The organism is Ancylothrix sp. D3o (assembly GCF_025370775.1).
GTDB lineage: Bacteria > Cyanobacteriota > Cyanobacteriia > Cyanobacteriales > Oscillatoriaceae > Ancylothrix.
Map to the genome: position 1 here is coordinate 1 of NZ_JAMXEX010000083.1, position 3,747 is coordinate 3,747.

Annotated in this window: 4 protein-coding genes; 3 read left to right on the plus strand and 1 reads right to left on the minus strand. The window is 39.2% G+C overall.

Annotated features, from left to right (window positions below):
* Both NG798_RS27010 and NG798_RS27015 read left to right on the plus strand, forming a co-directional pair.
* The coding region (locus NG798_RS27010; protein ID WP_261226816.1) for a tyrosine-type recombinase/integrase at positions 1-405 on the plus strand (405 nt) is incomplete at its 5' end.
* A gap of 770 nt (positions 406-1,175) precedes the next feature.
* Positions 1,176-2,639, plus strand: a complete 1,464-nt coding sequence (locus tag NG798_RS27015) for a PIN-like domain-containing protein (protein WP_261226817.1) — start codon at positions 1,176-1,178, stop codon at positions 2,637-2,639.
* Between the two features lie 407 nt (positions 2,640-3,046).
* Here NG798_RS27015 and NG798_RS27020 read toward each other — a convergent pair whose 3' ends face one another.
* Positions 3,047-3,316 carry a hypothetical protein gene (locus NG798_RS27020; RefSeq protein WP_261226818.1) on the minus strand — a complete coding sequence of 90 codons (270 nt, stop codon included), beginning with the start codon at positions 3,314-3,316 and terminating at the stop codon, positions 3,047-3,049.
* A gap of 59 nt (positions 3,317-3,375) precedes the next feature.
* On the opposite strand from NG798_RS27020, the gene NG798_RS27025 reads away from it, so the two are divergent.
* The gene (locus tag NG798_RS27025; RefSeq protein WP_261226819.1) at positions 3,376-3,504 is read left to right on the plus strand and encodes a hypothetical protein; all 129 of its coding nucleotides are present in this window, start codon (positions 3,376-3,378) and stop codon (positions 3,502-3,504) included.
* Positions 3,505-3,747 lie beyond the last annotated feature (243 nt).

The window sequence follows — 3,747 nt, forward strand, 5'->3', positions numbered from 1 at the left end:
AAGTGGAAGGATTTAAAAAAACGAATCCCAGGCGGGCAAGTCGATATTTTAGGGAAAGGTTCTAAACTTCGCCACATCCTTATCTCTGAACAATTGTGGTTTGATTTACAATCCACACGCAAAAAGGCTACTTCAACAATGCCGGTGTTCCCGACTAAATCAGGCCGGCATTATGCAGCAAGCAATGTTGTAAGAATTGTTAGAGCAGCGGCAATTCGGGCCGGTCTGGAACAAAAAGTATCCCCTCATTGGCTGCGTCATGCTCATGCTTCCCATTCATTAGATAGGGGTGCTCCTCTACATCTGGTACAAGCAACTTTGGGACATTCTAGCATTTCCACAACAGAGCGCTATCTACACGCCAGACCAGATGATAGTTCATCCCGCTATTTGCCAAAAACTTAGGACTTTGATGAGGGTAAAAAAATTAACTTTGTTCGACCATTCATACGAAATAAACCCCGTATTTGCTTTAATAGATAAAGCGTAATTTATGCAAAGAAAAAAAATGGCGTTATTACCTGATGAAACGTGCTTCGACAGTCCTCATATTGCTCCAGAGAATTGTTGGAACGACTCAATGCAGCGACAGCAACAGAATATGAACTGCTCGAAGTCAATACGATTACAGTGAATAGTCAGCAAATCTCTCTAACGACTCAACAACAATCGATCGCAATTCAGCAAGTTGTTAGTGCGATGAATGCTTTGAGTCAAGCTGCAAACCGTGGATCGTCCCAATTAATGCCAATGGAGTAAGCATTGAAAGTTGTGCAGAAAATTCCGTGTAATATCCTAAATAAAGATGTTATGCGGAAAATTTCTATATAACATCAAGGGATACACGGAAAAATTCCATATAATCCTCCTGTAAAGGGTGGTTATACGGAAAAATTCTGTATAATACCTAAATAAGCGGGTAAAAAAGAAGTTTTCCGTAGATTCAGGCAAGAATCCGTTATAATGCTTGATGTATTAGGATTGAGAAAAAGATTATACGGAAAGTTTCCGTATAATAAATAGTTAGCCCTCAAGTTATTTGTGAGGACAATCCTGAAGATTCCGGTGCATAGCGGTTGTAAATAGCTCACTATTTGACTACCTTAGTTCTGAGAAAGTAACCTTAAATCTGTTAGGCATAGCACATTAAACCTCACCTATAACTATCTATTTTTATGAGTGAACTAAAAATTAATTCAGAGTTTTGCTTCGATTCCAGCAAAAAATTAACTATTGAGATTGCTCACAATGCGCTGAAAAATTATGCTGATAGGTTTTCATTAGCACTAAAACTAGACGAATCAATACCAGTAATACTTGATACCAATGTACTTCTTGCATATTATGGGTTGTCTCAAATCGAGAAGGACAAACTAATTGAGTTCTTAAAGCAAAATAAAGATCGGCTATTCCTAACGTCCCAAATCGAAAAAGAATTTCTAAGAAATAGAATAAGGACTATTAATAAAGATTTCTTTAATCCCCTCAAAAGCATTCAATCGGATTTTCAATCAACCTACAAAGATATTAAGAATAAGCTCAAAAGTTTTCTTGAAAGCAAGAAAAACACCTTGTCCAAGGATTATCCTGAGATTTGGGATTTACTCTCGGAGAAACAACAGAAGTTAAATGAACTTCTTGAAGACGAACAAACTTTAAGTGAGAGGCTTGCACAAGAAATTGAAAGGAAGACAACAGATTATGAGAATATCTATGTTGTAGATAATTTATTGGAGGCTTGTGCTAAGTTAACAATCATTCCATCTCTGGATGATAAAGAAGTAGATTTTGTCAAAAAACAATATGATGCTTTGTGGCAGAAGTATGAGGTAGAAAAAGATGAAACAAAGCGCCGAGAAATAATATTTCCTGGTTGTGGAGATAAACGGAACAAAGAAGATCCATACGGAGACTTCATCATTTTTCATGAGATATTAAAGTTTATGGTTTGTGGAAAAGATGGAGCAGGCAAGACAGATGTGATATTTTTAACACGCGAAAAAACTAAAGGCGATTGGATTCATTCAGATTTATCTCCTATTATTCACTACATCGAAAAAGCCTTTCTTGTAACTGATAAGACCTTATTTATCATTCATGCAGAAAAACCACTTGAAATCTCCTTTGAGAATATTCACAAAGCTAATCAGACTCAAGAAAATGACCCAGTTATCCGAGAAAGTACAATTTTAAGTTTGAATTTTGATAAGCAATGGGGATTTATTTATTCTAAAGCTGGCAATCTATACTTTAATCAGTATTTAATGGAAGACCAGGGAGCTTTCCGTTCTCTTTCTCAGCATGATATAGTCCAATATCAAATTGGACAAAATCAAAGCGGTGACGATATAGCAACTAATGTCAAGAAAATTATTTACAGTTTTGAAGATAAAACGCAACCAATCTTAGAAAGCACCGTATCTCGCATTTATAAGGATAAAGGCTACGGATTTATTTCTGCTCAACCAGAAAATCTGTATTTTCACTCTACTTTCCTAGAAGATCCTAAAGCTTTCCATGCATTAGAAATTGGTAGCAGGGTAGAATATATAGTTGGAAAGAACGAATTTGGCGAAGACATAGCTAGGCTTGTTAGAGAAGTTTTGCAACCTCAAAATAAGGTTGATACGTCTGAGTAAGGCAAGTGAAGAGAAAGCATATTTGACGGGCTAACACTTCACGGCAGCGGACGGACAAAAGCCGCTTGTGAGGTTGCTGAGGTTATCTGCCACCGCTGCGTTTTGCCGTTATGCTTTGGAACAAGTAGTGATGTACATCAAGAGGTTAGATTTACTCTGCATACATCTGCACATAACGTTGTGGACAGCTATTTTATATATTGGATTTTATATGTGCTTTGGCTCACGTTAATGATCGCCAATTGGACACTACCGAGAACTCAATTTCAGCTTTCTAAGTAGGCTTGGTGTCAGGGTCTAAAGCTGAGAGCGACGTTTCAGGATAATTTGAAACACCACTCTCATTTTTGTCTCCAGCTTCTACTCGCGTTGAAAATTACTGCAAGTTAGCGTAGCTGACGCTAGGCTTAGAAACCCCTCGCAGAGCTTGAGGCTTGGACTGTTTTAAGGTCATAGCGGTCAAGGTTCATCACCTTGTCCCACGCCGCCACAAAGTCATTGACAAACTTCTGCTGCGAGTCCACACATCCATAGACTTCTGCCAGGGCGCGGAGTTGAGAATTTGAGCCGAAGATGAGGTCAACACGGGTAGCAATCCACTTGAGGTCGCCGGTTTTGCGATCACTACCCTCGAACTCATACTCATCTTCAGAGGTCGCCTTCCACGTCGTGCCCAAGTCGACCTGGGTACGAAGAAGTCATTGGTCAACGTCTCTGGTCGCTCGGTGAAGACACCGTGTTTGAACCCTCCGAAGTTTGCACCCAGGACGCGCAAGCCACCCACGAGATATGTGTAGGATTAAGGAGAGTAAAAAAGTTAGCCGCAGATCCAGCAATTACTGTTTATTACGACCGGCAGCCGTGAAGAAGAAAAACGCAAAGCGGTCGAATTCTTAGATGAGTCCGGTTTAATTTCAGGATTTAAAGTTTATAGCGAGAAAGGAAAAAGTTAACTTTGTTCGACCATCCATACCAAAAAACCCAGTATTTGTTCTACAGAAAAAAGCGGATAATCGGTCAAATCAATGGTTACAGTTTGGCCTTCTAGCTTTAAGAAACGCCACTGAGTACCGCTGCTAATACAGCCATAGATAGCAGAAATCTGATT